1 protein-coding gene is annotated in these 4,547 nt (G+C 76.5%); it reads right to left on the bottom strand.

Annotated features, from left to right (window positions below; genetic code table 11):
- A partial coding sequence (locus tag ACWJ6R_RS30730) for an amino acid adenylation domain-containing protein (protein ID WP_449065577.1) occupies window positions 1–4,547 on the bottom strand: 4,547 nt, incomplete at both ends.

Below are 4,547 nucleotides of genomic sequence, written 5' to 3'. Positions count from 1 at the left end.
CCGCTCCTCGGCCGCCACCCGCTCGGGATCGACGCCCTCGACCTCACGCCAGGGCACCTCCACCCGCCGGCGCACCAGCTGGACCGGCTCGTCGGCGCGGAGCTCGAAGGAGGCCCTCAGCACGGGATGCCTGCCGACCAGCCGGTCGGCGGCCCGCCGCAGCCTCTCCGCGTCGAGGGGACCCTCCAGGTCGAGGGTGAGCTGCGCGGTGTAGACGTCCGTGTCGAGCAGCGTGTGGAAGAACAGGCCGTGCTGGAGGGGGGTGAGCGGCCAGGCGTCCTGCAGGTCCGGGCCCAGCCCGTCGAGGTCCCGCTGGGTCAGCGGGGCCTGAACGTCCGACGGGGTGAGGCCGCCGCCGGTGTGCCGGGACAGGCCGGTGAGGGCCTGGGAGTACGCCTCGGCCAGGGCGGCGACCTCCTCCTCGGCGTAGTGCGCCCCGGCCCAGGTCCAGGTGAGGCGGAGCACGTCGCCCAGGGCCACGGCGTCGATCTGGATGCCGTGCCGGAGCGGGGCCGCCGCGTCCCGTCCCCCGATCAGACCGTCGCCGGCCGGTTCCCAGTCCTGCCCGGAGACCGTGATCCGGCCGAGGTAGTTGAAGCCGATCTCCGCCTGCGGCAGGGCGGCGAGGACCGGGGCGGCGTCGGGGTCGAGGTGGCGGAGCAGACCGTAGCCCAGCGGGTCGGGCAGCGCCCGCAGTTGCTCCTTGACCCGCTTGACGGCCTTTCCTGCGGCGGGCCCGCCCGCGATGAGCTCGGCCCAGCCGGTCGTGCCCGCCTCGCCCGCGTCGATCCTGGCCGGGTGCAGGCAGGTGAACCAGCCGACGGTCCTGGACAGGTCCGTGCCACCGGAAGGGCCGCCGGAGATGCCGAAGGTGCCGTCGGCAGGACCGGCGGTCAGGTCATGGCGGCCGTGCCCTTCGACGTCGACCAGGACGGAGCGTTCCCCGCGCCGCCGCGTGACCGCCGCGGCGAGCCCGGCGAGCAGCACGTCGTCGACCCGGCCGTGGAACGCCGCCGGGAGCCTGCCCAGCAGCGGCTCGGTGACGTCGCGGGGAAGCTCCACGATCAGTTCGCGCCGCGAGTCCCACGTCCCCCAGTCCGAAGCGGAACCGTCCACACCGCCGTCCGAATCGCCGCCCGGACCTCTGCCCGGACCGCCCGCGTCGCCGTACGGCACAGGCGCGTCGCCGTACGGCACAGGCGCGGAGTCGTGGGCCGCGGCCGGGGCGCCGAGCGCACGGACCCAGTCGTCCAGCTCGCCCGCTCTGGTCCGGGCCTCGGCCCGGAGCGTCCGCGCCCACGTCCGGAACGAGACCGGCACCGGAGCCAGGGCGGGAGTCTCACCCCTCCGTGCCGCCTCCCAGGCCGCGAACAGGTCCGGCAGCAGGATCCGCCACGACACCCCGTCCACCGACAGGTGATGGATCGTCACCACCAACCGGCCCGACGTCCCCGCACCCGCGTCCAGCCACACCACCCGCACCATCCGGCCCGCCGCCGGATCCAGCTCCGCCCGCGACCGCGCCGCCGCCTCGGCCACCGCCCGCGACCATTCCTCCGCGGAAGCCGGCACCGCCCCGGCCTTTCCCGGAACGGTCGTCCCCCGGCTCCGGACCGGCCGGATCGCCGCCCATCCCATGGCGGCGCACGCAGTCGGCGGCCCGGACCGCTCCCCGAGGCAGCACCTCCAGCGCCGGTGGGCCGTCGGCCGCCGGGTCCCGGTCCGCCGGCCGCCTCCGCCGTCCGGGCAGGTCAGCCGGAGCGTGTCGTGCCGGTCCAGTACGGCCTGCACTCCGGCGGTCAGCGCCTCCAGCCCCAGATCCGGCGGGACCCGCAGCACCACCGTCTGGCTGAACCCGCCGATCGGTCCACCGCCCTCGGCCAGCCACCGCATGATCGGGGTCGCGGGCACGGGTCCCACCCCGTCGGTGTCCTCGGCCGCCTCCGGCCCGCTCTCCATCGCGACGAGCGCCAGGGCCTCGGGGCTCTGGTGGCGGAACACCTGTCCCGGCGTGATCGCCAGACCCGCCTCCCGGGCGCGGGCGACGAGCCCGATCGCCAGGATGCTGTCCCCGCCCAGGTCGAAGAAGCCGTCGTCGGCGCTGACCCGGGACAGTCCGAGCACCTCGGCGAACAGCCCGCACAGCAGCCGTTCGCGGTCGCCGGACGGTTCCCTGCCGCCGTTCTCCCACGCCGGGGCGGGCAGTGCGGCCCGGTCCAGCTTGCCGTTGGCGTTGAGCGGCAGTTCGTCGAGGACGACGACGGCGCGGGGCACCATGTAGTCGGGCAGCGACCGCCGGGCGAACCCGCGCAGCGCGTCCGGATCCAGCGGACCCGCCGTGTCCGCGGCGTCCGTCATTCCCGCCGCACCCGCAGAGCCTGCAGAGCCTTCCGCACCCGCCGCACCGACGACGTAGGCGACCAGCCGCCGCTCCCCCGGCCCGTCGGCGCGGGCCAGCACCACCGCCTGCCGGACCAGGGGATGCGCCGCGAGCACCGCCTCGATCTCGCCCGGCTCGATGCGGAACCCCCGGATCTTGACCTGCTGGTCGGCCCGGCCCAGGTACTCCAGGCTGCCGTCGGCACGCCACCGGACCAGGTCGCCGGTGCGGTACATGCGCCCGCCGGGCGTGGACGGGTCGGCGACGAACCGCTCGGCGGTCAGGCCGGGCCGGCCGAGGTAACCGCGGGCCACCGCGGCACCGGACACGTAGAGCTCCCCGGCCGTGCCGGGCGGGACCGGGCGCAGGGCGGCGTCGAGGACGTGCAACCGGACGCCGGGGACGGGACGGCCGATCGGGGTGTCGTCCGGCGAGGTCAGCGGGTCGCTGGCGGTGACCACGACGGTGGTCTCCGTCGGCCCGTAGACGTTGACCATCCGGCGGCCGGAGGACCAGCGGCGGACCAGTTCCGGGCGGCAGGCCTCGCCGCCGACCAGCAGGGTGCGCAGGTCCGGCAGCGGCGCCTCGGGAACCGTCGCCAGCGCCGCGGGGGTGATGAACGCGTGCGTGATCCGCGCCTCGGCGAGGAACCGGCCGAGCGGCTCTCCGCCGTACACGTCCGGGGGCGCCAGGACGAGCGCCGCGCCCGCGGAGAAGGCCGTCAGCCACTCCAGCACCGCCCCGTCGAAGCCGATCGAGGCGAACTGCAGGACACGGCTGCCGGGGGTGACGGCGTACCGGCCGGTCCCGGTGCGGGCGTGGGCGGGCAGGCCCGCGTGGGTGACCACGACCCCCTTCGGGCGGCCGGTGGAGCCGGAGGTGTAGACGACGTAGGCGGGGTGGCCGGGCAGGATCCGCCCGCCGGGATCGGTCGCGGGCAGGCCCGCCCCGTCCCAGACGTCCAGGTCGACGAGCACGGGAGCGGGCTCCCCCGCGGCCCTCTCGGTTCCGGGTCTCCCGTCCGTACCCGAACCCGCGGTGACCGGCCCGCCTCCACCCGGCCCGCCCGTGTCCGGCCCGTCCGCGCCGGGTCCGGCGGTGAACAGCCCGGCGGTCCCGCCCCCGGTGACCACGATCGGCGGAGCCGCGTCGGCGAGCATGACCGCCAGCCGCTCGGCCGGATGGCCCGGGTCGAGCGGCAGGTACGCGGCGCCGGACTTCAGGACGGCCAGGAACGCGACGACCATGTCGGCCGAGCGCGGGACCGACAGCCCGACGTGGCGCTCCGGGCCCGCGCCGAGGGCGATCAGGTGGTGCGCCAGCCGGTTGGCGCGGGCGTTCAGCTCCGCGTAGGTGAGCTCCGTCTCCCCCGCGACCAGCGCGGCGGCCCCGGGGGTGCGCCGTACGTGCTCGGCGAACAGGTCCACGACGGTGCCGCCCGGAACCTCGCCCGGTACGGCGCTCCAGCCGGCCAGCAGGTCCCGCTCCCGCTCGTCGAGCAGGTCCAGCTCGCCGAGGCGGCGGCCCGGACCGGCCTGGGCGATCCCGGACAGCAGGCGCAGGAACCGCCCGTGGTGCCCGGCCAGCTCGGCCTCGCCGTACAGGTCCGGGTGGCCGTCGAAGTCGACGCGCACGCCGCGGCCGCCGGAGCCGCCGGGGTCGCTGTAGAGGTTGACCGACAGGTCCTCGATCGGGCCGGTGGCCAGCGGGTGGGCGGTGGCGGGGTGCCCGGCGAAGCTCAGGTCGTAGTCGAAGCGCATGATGTTGACCACCGGCCCGAACAGCCGTCCGCCCAGCTCGCGCCGGAGGTCCTCGTACCGGTGCCGCTGGTGCACCAGGAGCCGCCCGACCTCCCGGTTGACCTGCCCGGCCAGTTCGCCGATGGTCGTCTGCGGGCCCGCGGTCAGGCGCAGCGGGAGCACGTTGGAGAGCATGCCGGGGGTGCGGCGGGAGAGCGGGGTGGTCCGGGCGGTCACGGCCAGGCCGAGCACGGCCTCCCGGGCTCCGGTCATGCGGGCGACGTAGGCGGCGACGGCCGCGATCACGAGCCCGGAGACGGAGGTGCCGGACTCGGCCGCCGCCCGCTCCAGCGCGTCGGCCTCCCGGCGCGCCAGCGTCGTGCTCCGCCTCCGGAACCGGCAGGTGAGCGGTGCCGCCGCGGAGGCCA

The organism is Planomonospora algeriensis (assembly GCF_977012225.1).
The sequence above is the reverse complement of the archived record's forward strand: the minus strand, read 5'-3'. Positions and strand labels throughout refer to the sequence as shown.